Origin of the sequence: Clostridium sp. DMHC 10 (assembly GCF_001270375.1) — a bacterium.
GTDB lineage: Bacteria > Bacillota > Clostridia > Clostridiales > Clostridiaceae > Clostridium_S > Clostridium_S guangxiense.
The window spans coordinates 1261771-1278468 of record NZ_LGVB01000015.1 but is presented as its reverse complement, the minus strand read 5'-3'; the positions used below and the strand labels follow the sequence as shown (position 1 = coordinate 1278468).

The following is a 16698-nucleotide window of genomic DNA, read 5'->3' as shown; positions in this document are numbered from 1 at the left end:
AGTTTTTCGGGCGGATTTTTTATGTTACTTCGCAATTGTTGAAAATTTATATATTGTAGTGTGATTGTACTCTTCGCCAGCTTTTAAAAGTGGAGACTCAAAATGATTATCATTTATAGCGTTCGGAACATATTGAGTTTCAAGGCAGATGGCACTTCTTTTTTCATAGTGAATGCCTCCTTTACCAATATCGGAGCCGTCAAGGAAGTTTGCACTGTAAAATTGCATAGCTGGGGTTGTAGTATGTACTTCCATAACTCTGCCTGTAGCTTCATCAACCAATTTAGTAGCAACCTCATTTAAATTTCCTTTAGTATTTAACATCCAGTTGTGATCATATCCACCGCCAAATTTAAGTTCGTAATAATCTTCATTTATTTCAGCTCCAACAGTTTTTAATTCTCTAAAATCCATTGGGGTTTCGCTTACTTTTATAAATTTGCCGGTTGGAATAGAGAACTCATCAGCTTCTGTGAATTCATCAGAATTTATCATTAATTTGTGGTTCAAAGCTGTTAAAGCTTGGTTACCAGTTAAGTTAAAATAAGAGTGATTTGTAAGATTTACTACAGTGTCTTTATCACTAACTGCTTTGTAGTTTATTTTTAAAGCGTTATCATCAGTGAAAGTATAAGTAATAGTTACATTGAGATTTCCAGGATACCCCTCTTCGCCATTCTTGCTTAAATATGAAAAGGCAAGTACATTCTTTTCACTATCAATTATTTTAGCATTCCAAACAACCTTATCAAAGCCTTTTATGCCGCCGTGTAAGTGATTTTTACCATTGTTTTGAGCTAATGAATATTCCTTCCCGTTAATTGTAAACTTGCCAAAGGCTATTCTATTGCCGCATCTTCCAATAGCTGCTCCAAAAAATTTATCACCTTTTTCATAGGCTTCTATATTTTCATATCCATGTACAACATCAGCTAAAAGTCCATTTTTATCAGGAACAACTAATGAAACTAGAGTAGCTCCATAAGTCATTATTTTTACTTTTGAATTATTAGAATTAGTAAGAGTAAATATATCTACATTTTTACCATCTTTAGTTTTTCCAAAATTATTCTTAACAATAGACATAATAAAGGCCTCCCTTAAAATCAAATTAAATAAATTTTATGTACAATACAATAGTAAACGGTTAACAAATAAAAGTAAAGGTTTAAATTAATAAATTTATATTAATTTTAAAATTGCTTTATGAAGTTTTTTTTTATAATTTTTCACATGACAGGCAAAAACATTTAAACATTAGGGCAATGCATTTAAATTGGAATTTTAAAATTGTTATGTTATAATTACTCATATGATAAAATGAATTAATATATTTTGCTGAATTTACATGTATAGATTAATAAGTTTTGATACGATAGCTCTAAAAAAGGGGGAATAATAAATATATGAAGGTATGGAAAAAATTCATAAAGTATTATGAGCCGTATAGGTTTCTTTTTTTTGCAGATATGTTTTGTGCGCTTGTTGTTTCTTTAATTGACTTATCTTTTCCTGTTATACTTAATTATCTTGTAAAGAACTTTTTCATAATGGACAGGACATATATAATGAAGATGATAGCTTATATAGGAATTGGTCTTTTAATTATGTATATGGTAAAGTATTTTTGCCAGTACTTTATAGCTTCTTGGGGACATATTATGGGAGCTAGAATGGAAACTAACATGAGAAGAGATTTATTTGATCATCTTCAAATACTTCCATTTTCATATTATGATGAAAATAATACTGGTGAAATGATGTCAAAGCTTGTATCAGACTTGTTTGATATCTCAGAACTTGCACACCATGGACCTGAAAATATTTTTATATCAGCACTTAAAATAGTAGGTTCTTTTGCAATACTTCTTACGATCAAACGTTAAAATGACCTTGATACTATGCGTGGTTACTGCTATTATGATTGTATTTTCCTTTATTCAAAATAAGAAAATGCAGAGGATATTTATGGATAATAGGAAAAAAATAGCAAATGTAAACTCAATGGTTCAAGATAGTCTTCTTGGAATAAGAGTTGTAAAATCCTTTGCAAATGAAAAGCTTGAAAAAAGAAAGTTTGGAAGAGCAAATAAAAATTATCTTGAATCTAAAGTTAGCAGCTATGTAGCTATGGGAAAATTTATGGCTGGAAACTCGTTTTTTCAAGGTGTTTTGTATGTATCAGTAATAGTATCAGGTGCAATATTTATAACTCAAGGTACTGTAAAAGCTACTGATTTAGCTACATATGCTTTATATATAAATATACTTATAAATCCTATTGATGTACTTATAAACTTTACAGAGCAGTTTCAAAAGGGATATGCAAGCTTTAGAAGATTTATAGATGTTATGGAAGCTGAAACAGAAATAGAAAACAGAGAGAATGCAGAAGTTATATCCGATGTAAAAGGCGATATAGAATATAAAAACGTGTCCTTTAGCTATGATAAGGAAGATTATGTGTTGAAAGATTTAAGTATAAGCATAAAAGCTGGAAAAAATATTGCACTTGTTGGACCATCTGGAGGAGGAAAAACAACTCTATGTTCTTTACTTCCTAGATTTTATGATGTTACAGAAGGAGCAATTACAATTGATGGAAAGGACATAAGGGACATAACCATTGAATCCCTTAGAAGTTGTATTGGAGTGGTTCAGCAGGATGTTTACATGTTCTCTGGTACAATTAAAGAAAATATAGGCTATGGAAAACCTGAGGCTACTGATGAAGAAATTATGGAGGCAGCCAAGAGGGCAAATATCCACGATTATATAATGAGCCTTGAGGATGGATATGACACATATGTTGGCGAAAGAGGAGTTAAACTTTCTGGAGGGCAAAAGCAGAGAATTTCAATAGCTAGAGTTTTCCTTAAGAATCCTCCAATCTTGATACTAGATGAAGCGACCTCAGCTCTTGATAACGAAAGCGAAAGGTTTATACAAAAATCACTTGAAGAACTTTCAAAGAACAGGACAACTATAGTTATAGCTCATAGATTGAGTACAATTAGAAATGCAGATGAGATTATAGTTATAAACAATGAAGGCATACAGGAAAGAGGAAATCACGAAGAATTACTTGAAAAACAAGGACTCTATGCATACTACTACAATATGCAATTTGAGGGCTTAGGAGCATGAAAAATCAGTGTTTGAATTGTAATCGTCAAAAATTCGTCAAAAATCTATAATATTTTATCAATCAATTTTTTAGCGCGGTCAATCATATCATCGTTAACGTGAGAGTAGGTACGCATGGTTTGTACAACATCATGACCTAATAGATTGGCCGTTGTTTTAAAGTCTAGTCCATTACCGATTAATGTAGTAGCATAAGTATGTCTTAGTTCATGAACTGATATTTTATAACCCAAATGCTTATAAGTATTACATAAGGTTGATGATACTACATTTCTTTTTTCATAATCAAAAATTCTATCATTTAGACTTATAATTTTTTGATTACTTTTATATTTTTTAAACTCTTCCATCAGATCCTTTGGAATTGGTATAACTCGATTCGAATTTTTTCCCTTAGTTTCTCCGAATCCATAAACTCCCCGTTTATCTTTTTTCCACTGCTTATTAACTACAAGAAGATTATCGTTAAAACCAATATCACTCCAAGTTAGACCCATTATCTCACTTATTCTAAGTCCGCATTTAACAGCAATCATTGTTATTAGATGTAGCTTTGGGTTTTTTATCTTATTTAACAAGTCCTTAGTTTGCGCAAATGTAAGGGCCGTTTTTTCTTTTTTCTTTTTTTCAACCTTAAAGTCTATATCATGTACGGGATTTTCTAAAATTATTTTATCCTTTTTTTGGGCATAGTTGAAAAGATAATGAAGTGAAGATAAATATCCTTCTATCGACATTTGACTATATCCATTTTCAACTAACTTATCAATGCATTTCTGGATGTCAGGGGCCTTAATATCTATAACTTTTAGGTTATTAAGTGCTTCAAATTTGGTAAATGTAGAATTGTAGTGGTCTATAGTATTTGGTTCCTTATATAGCTTCTGGTGTTCAATAAAATCTAATGTATAGTCCTTAAAAGTAATGTTTTCATAATTAGCATTTAATTTACTTTGCAAAGCTACGGTCTTTTTTAATTCATCAAGTAACTTATCTGCTGCAATTTTTGCAACTGCTTTACCCTTAAAACCTTGCTTGCTTTTTTGCCTCCATTTCCCGCTGCTGTCTTTGTAAGAAATAATAAATTGAATTCCTTTATCTTTTTCTCGGTAAGTAATATTGTACTGCATAAAATCATCCTTTCTGAACATATGTTCTTAAAATTTTAGAAAAATATATAAAGACTTTTAGTCTTTAAAGCATTTTTAGTATTATCAAATTAGGTTCGAAATACACTAAATAATTATCTATTTCATAACATATACCATACTTTTCACGGTAATGCTGAATTGCCTGTCCAAGAAATTCCTCGGTAATATTTAAATACTCAGCAATTTCATGCTTGGATCTTATGCCCTTCTCAAAGGCATTAATTAAATCAACAATGCCTACAAGTTTTTCATATCCCCAGTTACGGGCTCTTTTTTCCTGTTTTATGTTATTAGTGTCAGTTTGATCAAGTATGTTGCCATATGTAGTGCAGTAGTGTCCAAGCTCTTCGGATAGTATACAGTTTTTCTCACGCGAATTGAGATTTTTTTCAATAGCTATTTTATTGTTTTTACATATTCCACTTAGTCCAAATTTATGTAACGATCCCTCTTTAATTTTTAATCTTTTATCCTTATTTTCAGCTTCAATCAATAATTCTTCATATGTCATATATTCGCCACCTTGTAAATCTAGTCTTCATCATCAAATAAAGCATCTATGTATTTTTCTAGTAGTTTCATTTTTTGAGGTGTTAAGTCCTTACCTTCTAGATGCGCGGCTAAAGTATTAATTTGATTTTCTTTGTTTGATTTTTCTTCACTATCTAAACCCAATAAATAATCTAAGGTTACGTTAAAATATTTAGCAAGTATTCTAACATAAGACATTGATGGTTCGGCTTTGCCGTTTTCCCATCTTGAAATCATAGATTTAGATGGATTAACACCATATTTTTTTAATTGTTCTGCCATTTCGTCCATTGATATATTTTTTTCTTCTCTTAAAGATTTTAAAATTTCGCTTATATTTTTCATTTTTCTTAAACTCCTTGTAAAAATTGATTAATCTGATTATATCATACAAATTCCATAATGGGAACATATTTTTAAAAAAAATCATAAAAAGTTATTGACAAAGGAACAAATGTTTACTATACTAAAATCATAAAGTTCCTAAAAAGGAACAATGGAAGGAGGAATATAGATGTCTGGTTACGCAAAAGTTAAAGGCTACCTTGTAGAACATGGGATAAAACAGAAAGATGTAGCCACTATTCTAGGTATGTCTAATTCTACATTTAATAACAAATTGAATGGAATAGGAGATTTTACAATAACACAAGTAAAAAAAATGTGTAAAGAATTAAACATGAATGCAGATATTTTTTTTGCAGATTTTGTTCCTAAATCGGAACGAGAAAATTCTATAAAGGAGGTTGCTATTTAAAATGGAACAACTCCTTACTAAAAAAGATGTAGCGAAGCTTTTAAATGTATCATTACCAACAATAGACCGATACATTTCAGACAAAATACTTACTCCCGTAAAGGGAATACCAACAGTTAGATTTACGCCAAGCCATATCGAAGAACTTGAAGGTGTTGAGCCAGAAAGATTTTCTCCATTAGAACGCAGAAGGCTTGAAAAAGAACTTGAAGAATGGAAACACAGAGCAGAGGAAGCAGAAAAAATAATCGCTAGGGTAAATATGATTACAACTGAAACTATGTATTTAAAGTTAAAGGAGAGTGTATAAAATGCTTAAATTAAAGGATTTAATAAATTACCTTTAGAAGCTCAAAAGGTTTTTACAGGATTTCTTAAAAATTTTTATGCAGCATTTGAATTTCCACAGGATCATGAAGTTGCAAAAGTTGCTATTGCAAGGGAAGGTCGAGGGAAACACGCAACACAATTTATAAAAGCTACTACTAAAAGTGGTGAGTGGTTCAGAGTTCTATCTCCACATACTTGGTACTAGGAGGTTGGTTCTATGACTGATGAACAGAAAAGGCGTGAGATAGCCTATAAAAGACAAGGACTTGAGCAGATAAAAAATATGGTTTCAGATGAACAATACCAAGAAAGAAAAGAGGTTGTTGATAAGGAAATCATGGAACTAGATGGCAAGAGCCACGGAAGGAGGTGAGGAAATGTTAGGAACTAAGTATGATTTAGCAGCAATTATAAGATTAGATTCAGCAAAGTTATGTTATGAGCATACTGGCATTGCACTGGTTATTACTGATGGTAAATACATTCAAATAGAAGATGAGAAGGAGGAAAAATAATTTATGTGGATTAGAAGTCAAGATAAAAAAGATTTATTAAATGCACATAGAAGGATACATGCTGTGGATCAAGCTGTATATGCTGACAGTATGAGAATAGGTAGATATAAAACCAATGAAAGAGCTCTTGAAGTAGTAGACATGATACAAAATCAATTGGTAGTTGGCTCATCAAGTGATGTGATACTTCATGGAAAAAGGATTATGCAAGAAAATGTTTTTCAAATGCCTGAGAAATAAAAAAGGACTCTCGCCAAAGAGTCCAAACAAAGTTTTATAACACATTCATTCTAATACAGGAATGAAAATAAATCAAGAAAGGATTATTGATTTGATTAAGCAAGTAGCATTAATTAAATTCAAAGGCTATCAAGAATTTATGGAGTACTCATATTTCACTGATATAGAAGATTTAAAAGAAGGTGATGTTGTAGTAGTACCAACCAATAACTTTTATTCAGTAGGTGTATTTTCAAGGTACAGTACCAACAAGCAGCATATAAAAAACGCATCTAAATGGATAGTTGAAAAAGTTGATACTGAAGCTTTTGAAACAAAAATGTTTTTAGGAGGTTTTGATTAATGAATGAAAACCTAGAAATTATAAAAGCAATAATGACTGAAGCAATCAAGATAGATATTACTGGAAAGCAAGATATAGAATTCAACTACCATTCAGCTAGTAAAAAATTAACTATATCAGTTTGTACAGACGCTACTAATCCGACATTTAATGATGGGTTAACCAGAAGTTGGCACGTTAGTGTCAAAAATACTGAACTATTAAAAGCGGTTCTTAAGGAACTTCAAAATATTGAGGTGCCAGCAGAAGAGTCAAGCAAAGAAGTTAATGACTTCTTAGGATAAATAAGTTAGGAGGTTTTAAGTTGAATACACAAATAGAAATACCAATTAAAAAGGTTACCGTAGCACAGGTTGTTAAATCAAGGTTTAGTGCTCTTAAAACAAAGGTTAAGAGTGTCAATTTTATAGGTACTGAATACTTCTTTCTAAAAGATGAAATGGCACCTAAAGGTTTTAAAAATAGAATTGGTGCTCTGAAAGAAATTAGAGAAATAAATGGGAATGTTTTTGAGTATTTCCTAGATGGCTACAAGTTTACTGATAATGATGTCGAGCATTATAAAATTTCAAGTGATAATTCAATAATAATTTTGGATACAGGAATGGATAAGCTAGGAAAAATTGGTCTCAACTATAATTATTACAGCTATTTTAAGAAACTTGGTGCACAGTTAAAATTCAAGGATAGAGTTAGTCCAATAGGATTGTTTAAAGATAATGAATTTATAGGTGTTGTATTGCCAATAAGAATTAAGGAGGAAAATTAATTATGAAAATAACAGCAGAATTCAATTCAAATGAGGAGTTACTAAGTTTTATAGGTGCCTTTGGTGCTAATGGAATTACTACACTTGCAACAGAAACAAACAACAATTTATCACAGGGTATAGTAAATTCTACAGTAGTAAAGGAAAATTCAACGAGTAAAGCTCAGGACACTAAGAAAGTGACAACAAAAACTGAAACTGCAGCAGAAACAGCAAAGAAGGAAACCACAAAGACTAATACAGCTCCTAATGATAAACCAAAGGAGACAGCAAAGGAAGGGTCAAAGTCTGAGGGAGAAGTTCAGATAACTAAGGAAATGATTAGAGCTAAGTTCATGGAGCTAATTAAAGCTGGTAAGTCAAAAGAAGCTAAGGAAATAACTAAAAAGTATGGTGCTAGTAAGTTACCAGAGTTGAAGGAAGAAAATTATCCAGCAGTATATAAGGAAGTGGAGGCATTACTGTAATGGCAGTTCATAAACTAAGTCTTTCAGAGAATAGAGAATTTAATCACATAATTTATGTAGAATCTAATTTTGATACAGATTATGTAGATTCTGTTATAGATGATATAGCGGGAGATTCCATATGTACTGATGATATAATAGCTGATCTTGAACAAAAAGGATTTACCATAAAAAATACTTGCTTAGATGAAGATGGAGAAATTTCAGAATTTGAATTTGAAGAATCGGAGGAATTAGAATAATGCCAGAACAACATGCGATATTAAGCGCTAGTTCTTCGCACAGGTGGCTCGCTTGTCCACCATGTGTAAGACTAGAAGAAAAATTTCCACAAAAAACAAGCGAATATGCAGCAGAAGGAACTCTTGCACATGAATTAGGAGAGATAAGCTTAAAATTCACGCTAGGTGAAATGCCTACAAGGACATTCAATTCCAAGCTTAAAAAAATTCAAGGGGATAAATTATTTACCGCAGATATGCCTGACTATGTAGAAACTTATGTTGATACTTGCTTAGAGAAGTTTTCAGAAGCTAAAGCAAAAACACCGGATGCTATTTTCAAGGTAGAACAAAAACTTGATTTTTCTGAATGGGTTCCAGAAGGTTTTGGAACGGGAGACTTTGTAACAATAGCAGATGGAACTATGGAAATATGTGATTTAAAGTATGGAAAAGGTGTTCCCGTAAGTGCCAAAGGCAATCCACAAATGAGACTTTATGCACTTGGAGCAATAGCAGAATTTAGTTTCTTATATGACATTGAAAAAATAAAAATGACCATAATACAACCTCGTTAGATAGTATTTCTACTGATGAAATATCAGTAAAAGATTTACTAGAATGGGCTGAAAAAGTATTGAAACCAACGGCAGAACTTGCATTTAAAGGTGAAGGAGAATTTAAAGCTGGTGAGCACTGTGGATTCTGTAGAGCGAAAAGCGTATGTAAGGCTAGAGCTGATAAGAATATGGAACTTGCTAAGTATGAATTTAGATCTACTGATACCTTAAGTGAAAAAGATATATCAAATATTTTGGGTCAAGCCGATGAACTTGCTAAATGGGTTAAGGACATACAGGAGTATGCGTTAGACCAAGCATTGCAAGGTGTAGCATATGAAGGTTGGAAAGTTGTAGAAGGTAGAAGCAATAGAAAATACACTGACACTGAAAAAGTAGCAGAAATATTAATTGCTAACCAATATGCTGAAGGTGTTATTTATAAACCTAAAGAGCTTCAAGGTCTTACTAACATGGAGAAGCTTGTTGGTAAGAAAAAATTAAATCAGTTAATAGGTGATCTTATAGAGAAACCTCAGGGTAAACCTGTATTAGTATCTCAGGATGATAAAAGACCAGTGTTTAATTCTGCAAAAGCAGATTTTGAATAAATAAAAAATTTAAATATGAAGGAGAATGATTAATATGTCAAATATAAAAGCAAAAAGAACAGGAACAAAGGTAACTACAGGAAAGGTTAGATTAAGCTATGCACACCTTTTTGAGCCACATGCAATAGAAGGAAATGAACCAAAATACTCAGTAAGTGTAATAATACCTAAAACTGATACAGAAACATTAAAAGCTATCAAGGAAGCAGTTGCAGAAGCTAAGGAACAGGGTAAATCTAAATGGAATGGAAAAGTTCCACCTAATTTAAAAACTCCATTACGTGACGGTGATGCTGAAAGACCAGATGATGAAGCCTATGCAAATTGTTACTTTTTAAATGCTTCAAGCAAAAATAGACCAGGAGTTGTTGACCAGAATGTACAAACTATTATGGATGCAACTGAGGTTTATAGTGGCTGCTATGCGAGACTTACATTAAATTTTTATCCGTATAGTGCGAGTGGTAACAAGGGTGTTGCAGCAGGACTTGGTAATGTTCAAAAGCTTGAAGATGGTGAACCACTTGGAGGATTTACAAGAGCAGAAGACGATTTTGACGCTGTAGGTTCAGAAGAAGACTTCTTAGGATAATGGATACTTTAGCAATAGAAAAAGAATTATGGAAAGACATACCAGGATATGAAGGTCGTTATCAGGCTTCCAACGTTGGTAGAATAAGAAGTTTAGATAGATATGTAACTCAAATAGGAAGAACTGGTAAACCATTTACAAGATTACTTAAGGGTAAAATCCTAAAGCCAGGTAGATATAATCAAGATGGTCGTGTGTCAGTAGTGCTTGGACATGGAGCAAATGGCTCACCAGTCCATCATCTAATTGCATTAACGTTTTTAGGAGATAGACCTAAAGGTTATGATGTTAGACATTTAGATGGAAACCCACAAAATAATAAATTAAGTAATTTAGCTTATGGTACAAGAACTCAAAATATTTTAGATGTATATAGACAAGGAAAAAAGTGGAGAAAAACATCTATAGAACAAGCTATAAAGATAAAACACTTATTAAAACATAATATTAAGTGTTCGGAAATAGCCAAAATTGTTAATGTTAAAACTTCTGTAGTCTATGACATAAAAGAGAATAAAATATTTTGGTGGCTGAATAAAGAAGGTGTTATGAATGAATAAAGATATACTTTCTATCGACGTAGAAACATATTGCGACTTAGATATTAAAAATGTGGGTGCTTATAAATATTGTGAGCACCCTTCATTTGAAATATTACTATTTGCATATGCTTTCAATGATGAACCTGTGGAAGTTGTGGACTTTGCGCAGGGTGAAGATTTACCAGATAGTGTTTTAGACGCTCTTGAAAATCCTAATATTATAAAAACCGCCTTTAATGCAAACTTTGAAAGAAATGCCATATCCAATGATTTTGCATTAATAGAATGTCCTCCAGAACAATGGCAATGTACTATGATTAAAGCTTTAACTCTTGGTTTACCTGGTTCACTTGATATGGTTGGAAAAGCTCTACACTTTGAAGAAAATAAACAAAAGATGAAAGAAGGTAAGGCATTAATACAATACTTCTGCAAGCCATGTAAACCTACAAAGGCTAATGGTGGAAGAACAAGAAACCTTCCAGAACACGCACCTGAGAAGTGGGAAATATTTAAAAAGTACAATAAGCAAGATGTTGAGGTTGAAAGAACCATAAGAAATAAATTAAATAAATACCCAATTATAGAAAATGAACAAAGATTATGGGAACTAGACCAACACATAAATGATAGAGGTGTTGGAGTTGATTTGACATTAATAGAAAAAGCAATTGAATGTGACAGTAGTTACACTGAAAGACTTACCAAAGAAGCTATAGAGCTAACAGGGTTAAGTAATCCTAATAGTCCAACTCAATTAAAAAAATGGATTGGTGAAAGAGTTGGCCATGAAGTTACTAGTCTTACAAAAGACGTAGTTCCAACTCTTATAAAAGAAACTACAGATGAAAAAGTTAAAGAAATTTTAGAACTAAGACAGCTTATGGCCAAGACCTCGATAAAAAAATATGAAACCATGCAGAGAGCTAGATGCAAGGATGGAAGAGTAAGAGGATTATTACAATTCTATGGTGCAAATCGTACTGGTAGATGGGCTGGAAGATTAGTACAAGTACAGAACCTTCCACAAAATCATTTGCCCGATTTAGATAATGCTAGAAACTTTATAAGAAATGGACAATTTGATGAAGTGGAGTTCTTATTTGACAGTATACCAGATACACTCTCACAACTTATAAGAACAGCATTTATCCCTAAAGAAGGTAATAGATTTATTGTTGCTGACTTCTCCGCTATAGAAGCAAGAGTAATTGCATGGTATGCAGGAGAACAATGGAGACTAGATGTTTTTAACGATAATGGTGATATTTATTGTGCTTCAGCATCAAAAATGTTTAAGGTACCAGTAGAAAAGCATGGTATTAACGGTGATTTAAGACCAAAAGGAAAAATAGCAGAGTTGGCCCTTGGTTATGGTGGTAGTGTTGGAGCTCTTGCAAGTATGGATAAGAAAAAGGATATTCCTGAGGAAGAACTTCCGGGGTTGGTAAGAGATTGGAGAAATGCAAACCCTAAGATAACAAAATTTTGGTGGGATGTAGATAAAGCAGCTAAAAAAGCAATAACAGAAAAAACAACAGTAAATTTGCAGTTTGGTCTTAAGTTTATATATGCCCCTGGGGTGTTATTCATACAGCTGCCGAGTAGAAGAAAGTTAGCATATTTAAGACCTAAGGTTGAACCACATGAGACTTTTAGTGGTGACAAAATCACATATGAAGGTATGGAACAAACTTCAAAGCAGTGGAAAAGAATAGACACATATGGTCCAAAACTTGTAGAGAATATAGTTCAAGCTACCGCAAGAGATTGCTTAGGTATTACTATGATGAGAGTCGAGGAAAAAGACTTTCATGTTGTAATGCATGTACATGATGAGTTAATACTTGATGTACTTAAGGAAAAGGGCAGCGTTGAAGAAATATGCAACATATTTGCTGAACCTATAGAATGGGCTCCGGGATTACCACTAAAGGCTGATGGATATGAATGTAATTACTACATGAAGGATTAGTTGTGAATATGAATAAAATGTGAATCAATAAGAAGGAGTGAAAAAAATGATTAAAAAAGTTGAAGGCATAAGTGTTTTTAAACAAAAAGAATATATTAGAGCAGAACACGAAGCACATGAAATTTTAGTAAAGAATGGATATTTGCCACAAGGGATGACAAAGGATTTTAAAAAAAGTTATTGTGTTTAAAATCCAAAATGAACATAGAAATAATGAAAAAAAGGAAGTGTTTTATTTTAATAACTGGCAAGAAGCAATGGAATCATTATGCAGTTAAGATGAATATTAAGTTCGCACTTCAACTAAAATATCACGATATAGGTTAAAAAATCATCAAAATGGCTATTTTTATCACAGAAATAGTAAAAAAATCACCAGTTGAATAAAAGATGAATTTAAAAGGAGGATTTATGTTAAATTTAAAAGCGATAGAATTATATAATATTTTAAAAGAATATTCAGAAGAAGAATTAAAAGATTTAAACATTACTATTGAAATTAATAGAGGTATTCATAATCAATTAGGGAAAAGTGAATATGCTAATTTAGTAGAAAAATATCCAAGTCAAATACGAATAATTAATAAAGAAGGTTGAAAAGTGAATAAAAAGCAAAGAGTTTTATATAAAGCATTGGAAATTATATCTTCTGCCACTTTGACATTAGAAGATGCTCAAAATATAGATGAAGAACTTAGTGTTGATGAAATACAAGAAGTAGTAAATAAGTTTTCTAAAAAGATAACAGAATTTAATGTTGAAGAGTTAACTCAATTAGCATTTAGATATCAACCATATGCTGATAATGTTATAACTGGAATTATATCAAAACTTAATGATATATAGGTTCGCAATTCAAAGAAATTGTAAGGAGGTAGCAAATTGGAAATAAATAAAAATATTAAGGTTGAAGCTGTTGATGATAGAAACATATGTATCTTAAAAAGAACAACAATCAAGGGTAAAGAAGATTGGAAAAGAACGGGTTACTATACAACTCCTCAGGGAGCATTAAAGGGATTAGTTAACGACGAGATAATAGGCACAGGATTAAAAGATTTTGAGACAGTTTGTAATAAGATTAATGAATTATATAAACTCATTGATGGGCTCACAGTGAAGTCAGAAACACCTAAGAAGAATGATGAAGATATAAATGATTTTTTAGGAGAGTGAAGCTTATGGTGTCTCAAATAAAAATAATATTGCTTCCATATAAAAATTTTAAAGATAAGATTAAAAAAGTAAAACATTTTGAAGGTGAATATCACATTGAAAATATATCAGAAATGGATAGTACTATAGGTTTTTTATATATGGAAAGGAGAAAAAAGAATTAGAGCCCAAGTATTAAAGATAAAACAGACTTTACTATAAAAATGCTTCAAAAACGAAAAAAGAAAAAGGATAAAGCAAATAAAGCAGCAGTATATGACGTTGTAAGTAGGGCAGTAAAAAGATGTACCAGAAAGTAGTTAAATAAGGAGGTGGTAACTTTGGAAGATAGTGCAGTAGATAAAAAACAAATCTTAAAAATTAAATATGATGGATCCATAACAATAGCCACCGGAAAATCAAAAAAAGAAACTCACTGGAAAAACAAAAATCTATTATATTCAGCTTTAGTTGAGAAATTAAGTCATACAACAAAAACACCAGAAACATACGCAGAATATAAGAAAATGCCTAAAAGTGAAAGAGACAGAATTAAAGATGTTGGTGGATTTGTAGGTGGTAGTCTTAAGAACGGAAGACGTAAAGCCGAGAATGTGGCCAACAGAGCAATATTAACACTAGACTTGGATTATGTTCAAAATGATATATGGTCAAGCATAGAACTTTTATGGGATTTTGGCTGTCTTATGTATTCAACCCATACACATGCACCAGATAATCAGAGGTTAAGACTTATAATTCCATTATCAAGGCCAGTACTTCCAGACGAGTATCAAGCCATAGCAAGAATGATAGCTAGTGATTTAGGCATAGACCAATTTGATGATACAACATATGAACCATGCAGGTTAATGTACTGGCCATCAACTAGCAGTGATGGCGAATATATATTTAAGGTCCAGGATGAAAAATGGCTTAATCCAGATGAAGTACTTGATAGATATACATTTGGTTGGCAGGATGTTAGTTATTGGCCAGAAAGTTCAAGGTCGAGAGCAAAAATAAATACAGCAATAAAAAAACAGGAAGACCCTTTGCATAAGAAAGGTATTATAGGAGCCTTTTGCAGAACTTACTCAATTACTGAGGCTATAGATGAATTTTTAAAAGATGTTTATATACCTGGTGCAGATGAAACCAGGTACACATATGCAGAAGGTTCAACAACTGGCGGAGTTGTGATATATGATGATAAATTCAGTTACAGTCATCATGGTACAGATCCTGCGAGTGAAATATTATGCAATGCATTTGATCTTGTTAGGATACAAAAGTTTGGTGATTTAGATGATGAGGCAAAGCCTGATACTCCTGCTAATAGATTACCTTCATTTACTAAAATGACAGAGTTTGCTTCAAATGATAAAAATGTTATGCAGACTTTAGGAAAAGAACGTATGGAAAAAGCTCAGGAGGATTTTGGAATAGTTGAGGAAGAAGTTGACACTGAATGGGTTAAAGAACTTGAATACACAGACAATGGTAAACTAAAAAGCACAAGAAGTAATTTTCTACTAATAATTGAAAACGAGCCACTGCTTAAAGGAAAAATTGCTTACAATGAGTTTTCTAATAGAGCTGTAGTTGTTGGCCAGCTTCCATGGAGAAATAAAAATAATAAATCAGACTGGAATGATACAGACGACAGCGGACTACAGGAGTTTATTGAGAAGTATTATAAAATAAGTTCTACAGTAAAATGTGCTGATGCACTGGCATTAAGTTTTGAAAAACATTCAGTGCATCCAGTAAGAGAATACTTAAATAATTTATTCTGGGATGGAGTTAAAAGAATTGATACCTTGCTTGTAGATTACTTAGGAGCTGAGGACAACAATTATGTAAGGACAGTTACAAGAAAAATATTAGTTGCAGCAGTAGCAAGGGTTTTTGTTCCCGGATGCAAATTCGATAACATGCCCGTCTTAAGTGGTCCTCAGGGAATAGGTAAAAGTACCATTATTAAAAAGTTAGGTAAGGAATGGTATAGTGACAGCTTAACAACAGTAAGTGGTAAAGAAGCTTATGAACAATTACAAGGTGTATGGCTCTTAGAAATGGGAGAAATGATGGCCACAAAAAAGGCTGACATTGAAGCTACTAAACAGTTTTTATCTAAGCAGGAAGATATTTATAGAGTCGCGTACGGTCACAGGACTAGTAGATTTCCACGCCAATGTGTTTTTATAGGTACCACAAATGATAGAGAATTTTTAAGGGATAAAACAGGCAATAGAAGGTTCTGGCCAATAGATGTAGGTGTGACAACTCACAGCAAAAGCGTGTTTAAGGATTTAACAGATTATGAAATTGACCAGATATGGGCTGAGGCTGCAACATTATGGAATGATAAAGAACCTTTATATTTAAGTACAGCAGAAGAGAAAGAAGCGCAGGAGCAGCAGGAGGCACACAGTGAAGAAAGTGCAAAGGCAGGATTAATTGAAGAATACCTTAACAGACCAATTACTGATAACTGGTACAACTTAAGTATCGTAGATAGAAGAAACTACATTCATGGTTCTGATTTTGGAGACATCCCAGAAGGTAATGTACTGAGAAATAAAACGTGTGTAATGGAAATATGGTGTGAGTTATTTAATGGTGATCCTAAGAGCCTTACACCAATTCAATCACGCGAAATTAATGATATTCTTAAAGGCTTGAAAGGCTGGGAGAAAAATAATGCACCATTAAGTTTTGGTAAAATTTATGGCAGACAAAGAACTTATATCCGGATACAGAATTAAAAATCAGACAAAAAATTCTGT

General features: G+C 32.3%; 23 protein-coding genes and 2 pseudogenes. 21 read left to right on the top strand and 4 right to left on the bottom strand.

Annotated elements, in window-relative coordinates; all coding sequences use genetic code 11:
- Positions 1-24: 24 nt before the first annotated feature.
- Positions 25-1086: an aldose epimerase family protein gene (locus AGR56_RS08090; RefSeq protein WP_053241837.1), complete on the bottom strand. Its 1062-nt coding sequence runs from the start codon at positions 1084-1086 to the stop codon at positions 25-27.
- 320 nt (positions 1087-1406) lie between these two features.
- On the opposite strand from AGR56_RS08090, the pseudogene AGR56_RS08085 reads away from it, so the two are divergent.
- A pseudogene (locus tag AGR56_RS08085) lies at positions 1407-3147 on the top strand (ABC transporter ATP-binding protein).
- Positions 3148-3191: 44 nt separating this feature from the next.
- Here AGR56_RS08085 and AGR56_RS08080 read toward each other — a convergent pair.
- From AGR56_RS08080 to AGR56_RS08070, 3 genes are all read right to left on the bottom strand, one after another.
- Positions 3192-4277 (bottom strand): tyrosine-type recombinase/integrase, encoded by a 1086-nt coding sequence (locus AGR56_RS08080; protein WP_053241836.1) that lies wholly within the window; start codon positions 4275-4277, stop codon positions 3192-3194.
- Positions 4278-4341: 64 nt separating this feature from the next.
- Complete coding sequence (locus AGR56_RS08075) at positions 4342-4809, bottom strand: ImmA/IrrE family metallo-endopeptidase (RefSeq protein ID WP_053241835.1); 468 nt, start codon at positions 4807-4809, stop codon at positions 4342-4344.
- 20 nt (positions 4810-4829) lie between these two features.
- Positions 4830-5174: a helix-turn-helix transcriptional regulator gene (locus AGR56_RS08070; RefSeq protein WP_053241834.1), complete on the bottom strand. Its 345-nt coding sequence runs from the start codon at positions 5172-5174 to the stop codon at positions 4830-4832.
- Positions 5175-5343: 169 nt separating this feature from the next.
- Between AGR56_RS08070 and AGR56_RS08065 the strand changes: the two genes are divergently transcribed.
- The 20 genes and pseudogenes from AGR56_RS08065 to AGR56_RS07990 all read left to right on the top strand — a co-directional run bounded on the left by AGR56_RS08065 (position 5344) and on the right by AGR56_RS07990 (position 16677).
- Positions 5344-5586, top strand: a complete 243-nt coding sequence (locus AGR56_RS08065; protein WP_053241833.1) for a helix-turn-helix transcriptional regulator — start codon at positions 5344-5346, stop codon at positions 5584-5586.
- Position 5587: 1 nt separating this feature from the next.
- Positions 5588-5896, top strand: a complete 309-nt coding sequence (locus AGR56_RS08060; RefSeq protein WP_053241832.1) for a helix-turn-helix domain-containing protein — start codon at positions 5588-5590, stop codon at positions 5894-5896.
- A 237-nt stretch (positions 5897-6133) separates the two neighbouring features.
- Positions 6134-6289, top strand: a complete 156-nt coding sequence (locus AGR56_RS20175) for a hypothetical protein (RefSeq protein WP_157055708.1) — start codon at positions 6134-6136, stop codon at positions 6287-6289.
- 4 nt (positions 6290-6293) lie between these two features.
- Positions 6294-6431: a hypothetical protein gene (locus AGR56_RS20170; protein WP_157055707.1), complete on the top strand. Its 138-nt coding sequence runs from the start codon at positions 6294-6296 to the stop codon at positions 6429-6431.
- Positions 6432-6434: 3 nt separating this feature from the next.
- The gene (locus tag AGR56_RS08055) at positions 6435-6671 is read left to right on the top strand and encodes a hypothetical protein (RefSeq protein ID WP_053241831.1); all 237 of its coding nucleotides are present in this window, start codon (positions 6435-6437) and stop codon (positions 6669-6671) included.
- A 61-nt stretch (positions 6672-6732) separates the two neighbouring features.
- Positions 6733-7014: a hypothetical protein gene (locus AGR56_RS08050; protein ID WP_084756915.1), complete on the top strand. Its 282-nt coding sequence runs from the start codon at positions 6733-6735 to the stop codon at positions 7012-7014.
- The gene (locus tag AGR56_RS08045) at positions 7014-7298 is read left to right on the top strand and encodes a hypothetical protein (RefSeq protein ID WP_053241830.1); all 285 of its coding nucleotides are present in this window, start codon (positions 7014-7016) and stop codon (positions 7296-7298) included. The genes AGR56_RS08050 and AGR56_RS08045 overlap by 1 nt, the downstream gene beginning before the upstream one ends.
- Positions 7299-7318: 20 nt before the next feature.
- Positions 7319-7783 carry a hypothetical protein gene (locus AGR56_RS08040; protein WP_053241829.1) on the top strand — a complete coding sequence of 155 codons (465 nt, stop codon included), beginning with the start codon at positions 7319-7321 and terminating at the stop codon, positions 7781-7783.
- Between the two features lie 2 nt (positions 7784-7785).
- Positions 7786-8250, top strand: coding sequence for a hypothetical protein (locus AGR56_RS08035; RefSeq protein ID WP_053241828.1), 465 nt, complete (start codon positions 7786-7788; stop codon positions 8248-8250).
- Positions 8250-8492: a hypothetical protein gene (locus tag AGR56_RS08030; RefSeq protein WP_053241827.1), complete on the top strand. Its 243-nt coding sequence runs from the start codon at positions 8250-8252 to the stop codon at positions 8490-8492. The genes AGR56_RS08035 and AGR56_RS08030 overlap by 1 nt, the downstream gene beginning before the upstream one ends.
- Positions 8492-9642, top strand: a pseudogene (locus tag AGR56_RS08025) (DUF2800 domain-containing protein). The gene AGR56_RS08030 and the pseudogene AGR56_RS08025 overlap by 1 nt, the downstream one beginning before the upstream one ends.
- Before the next feature lie 34 nt (positions 9643-9676).
- Positions 9677-10234: a DUF2815 family protein gene (locus AGR56_RS08020; protein ID WP_053241826.1), complete on the top strand. Its 558-nt coding sequence runs from the start codon at positions 9677-9679 to the stop codon at positions 10232-10234.
- Positions 10234-10794, top strand: a complete 561-nt coding sequence (locus AGR56_RS08015) for an NUMOD4 motif-containing HNH endonuclease (RefSeq protein ID WP_053241825.1) — start codon at positions 10234-10236, stop codon at positions 10792-10794. Before AGR56_RS08020 ends, AGR56_RS08015 begins: the two co-directional genes overlap by 1 nt.
- Positions 10787-12751 (top strand): DNA polymerase, encoded by a 1965-nt coding sequence (locus AGR56_RS08010; RefSeq protein WP_053241824.1) that lies wholly within the window; start codon positions 10787-10789, stop codon positions 12749-12751. The genes AGR56_RS08015 and AGR56_RS08010 overlap by 8 nt, the downstream gene beginning before the upstream one ends.
- Before the next feature lie 46 nt (positions 12752-12797).
- A complete protein-coding gene (locus tag AGR56_RS20165) occupies positions 12798-12941 on the top strand; it encodes a hypothetical protein (protein ID WP_157055706.1) in 144 nt (47 codons plus the stop codon).
- Positions 12942-13162: 221 nt separating this feature from the next.
- The gene (locus AGR56_RS08005) at positions 13163-13348 is read left to right on the top strand and encodes a hypothetical protein (RefSeq protein WP_053241823.1); all 186 of its coding nucleotides are present in this window, start codon (positions 13163-13165) and stop codon (positions 13346-13348) included.
- A 3-nt stretch (positions 13349-13351) separates the two neighbouring features.
- Positions 13352-13597, top strand: coding sequence for a hypothetical protein (locus AGR56_RS08000; protein ID WP_053241822.1), 246 nt, complete (start codon positions 13352-13354; stop codon positions 13595-13597).
- 36 nt (positions 13598-13633) lie between these two features.
- Positions 13634-13927 carry a hypothetical protein gene (locus AGR56_RS07995; RefSeq protein ID WP_053241821.1) on the top strand — a complete coding sequence of 98 codons (294 nt, stop codon included), beginning with the start codon at positions 13634-13636 and terminating at the stop codon, positions 13925-13927.
- Positions 13928-13932: 5 nt separating this feature from the next.
- Positions 13933-14091: a hypothetical protein gene (locus AGR56_RS20770; protein WP_198149988.1), complete on the top strand. Its 159-nt coding sequence runs from the start codon at positions 13933-13935 to the stop codon at positions 14089-14091.
- Between the two features lie 156 nt (positions 14092-14247).
- The gene (locus AGR56_RS07990; RefSeq protein ID WP_198149986.1) at positions 14248-16677 is read left to right on the top strand and encodes a virulence-associated E family protein; all 2430 of its coding nucleotides are present in this window, start codon (positions 14248-14250) and stop codon (positions 16675-16677) included.
- Positions 16678-16698: the final 21 nt, after the last annotated feature.

Coding starts and splice junctions, on each gene's coding strand:
- AGR56_RS08090 (WP_053241837.1), bottom strand. CDS start 1,086: ATGTCTATTGTTAAGAATAATTTTGGAAAAACTAAAGATGGTAAAAAT.
- AGR56_RS08080 (WP_053241836.1), bottom strand. CDS start 4,277: ATGCAGTACAATATTACTTACCGAGAAAAAGATAAAGGAATTCAATTT.
- AGR56_RS08075 (WP_053241835.1), bottom strand. CDS start 4,809: ATGACATATGAAGAATTATTGATTGAAGCTGAAAATAAGGATAAAAGA.
- AGR56_RS08070 (WP_053241834.1), bottom strand. CDS start 5,174: ATGAAAAATATAAGCGAAATTTTAAAATCTTTAAGAGAAGAAAAAAAT.
- AGR56_RS08065 (WP_053241833.1), top strand. CDS start 5,344: ATGTCTGGTTACGCAAAAGTTAAAGGCTACCTTGTAGAACATGGGATA.
- AGR56_RS08060 (WP_053241832.1), top strand. CDS start 5,588: ATGGAACAACTCCTTACTAAAAAAGATGTAGCGAAGCTTTTAAATGTA.
- AGR56_RS20175 (WP_157055708.1), top strand. CDS start 6,134: ATGACTGATGAACAGAAAAGGCGTGAGATAGCCTATAAAAGACAAGGA.
- AGR56_RS20170 (WP_157055707.1), top strand. CDS start 6,294: ATGTTAGGAACTAAGTATGATTTAGCAGCAATTATAAGATTAGATTCA.
- AGR56_RS08055 (WP_053241831.1), top strand. CDS start 6,435: ATGTGGATTAGAAGTCAAGATAAAAAAGATTTATTAAATGCACATAGA.
- AGR56_RS08050 (WP_084756915.1), top strand. CDS start 6,733: ATGAAAATAAATCAAGAAAGGATTATTGATTTGATTAAGCAAGTAGCA.
- AGR56_RS08045 (WP_053241830.1), top strand. CDS start 7,014: ATGAATGAAAACCTAGAAATTATAAAAGCAATAATGACTGAAGCAATC.
- AGR56_RS08035 (WP_053241828.1), top strand. CDS start 7,786: ATGAAAATAACAGCAGAATTCAATTCAAATGAGGAGTTACTAAGTTTT.
- AGR56_RS08030 (WP_053241827.1), top strand. CDS start 8,250: ATGGCAGTTCATAAACTAAGTCTTTCAGAGAATAGAGAATTTAATCAC.
- AGR56_RS08020 (WP_053241826.1), top strand. CDS start 9,677: ATGTCAAATATAAAAGCAAAAAGAACAGGAACAAAGGTAACTACAGGA.
- AGR56_RS08015 (WP_053241825.1), top strand. CDS start 10,234: ATGGATACTTTAGCAATAGAAAAAGAATTATGGAAAGACATACCAGGA.
- AGR56_RS08010 (WP_053241824.1), top strand. CDS start 10,787: ATGAATAAAGATATACTTTCTATCGACGTAGAAACATATTGCGACTTA.
- AGR56_RS20165 (WP_157055706.1), top strand. CDS start 12,798: ATGATTAAAAAAGTTGAAGGCATAAGTGTTTTTAAACAAAAAGAATAT.
- AGR56_RS08005 (WP_053241823.1), top strand. CDS start 13,163: ATGTTAAATTTAAAAGCGATAGAATTATATAATATTTTAAAAGAATAT.
- AGR56_RS20770 (WP_198149988.1), top strand. CDS start 13,933: ATGGTGTCTCAAATAAAAATAATATTGCTTCCATATAAAAATTTTAAA.